General features: G+C 46.4%; 1 protein-coding gene. It reads left to right on the top strand.

Annotation, left to right across the window (positions count from 1 at the left end; genetic code table 11):
- Positions 1-277 (top strand): hypothetical protein (locus A3739_RS30405; protein ID WP_197472566.1); only part of this gene is annotated, 277 nt, incomplete at its 5' end.
- Between the last annotated feature and the right edge of the window lie 217 nt (positions 278-494).

Here is a 494-nt window from a genome sequence, read left to right as displayed (position 1 = left end):
TGGGGCGGGCAGTTGCTCTCAATATACTTCGCGAGTTCGAGTAGCCTATTTTCGAGTACAAACCGGTCTGTTTGATCAATCGACTAACAGCATCGTTTCTCAACAGAGTTTTGAAAATGAAAGTGCTATCGTAGATATTCCTACGGATAATCAAGCACTCGCTATCGATGTTAATTCGGAGAAGGGTCAAACGGCCATTATCTTCCAAGAAAGACGTGCGCCACAAAGCGGTTCGGGACCTGCTGAAAATACGGTTCGTGTTCTTCGACTAGATTAGTTTCGTTTGTCATTTGGTTAGTAACACTGGCGTCAAATATTGACCCAGTGTTCTACTCCCGCGCAGCTCTAGCGTTGCAAGGCCCGCAACAGCGGCTTCATGATGTATTCCAATACTGAACGTTCAGCTACGCTGATATCAACCGTTGCTTGCATGCCAGGTATGACGTTCAAGCGCCCGTTAGGGTTATCAAAGTACGCTTGGTCTACATGTACTT

This window comes from Oleiphilus sp. HI0067 (assembly GCF_001635735.1).
The sequence above is the reverse complement of the archived record's forward strand: the minus strand, read 5'-3'. Positions and strand labels throughout refer to the sequence as shown.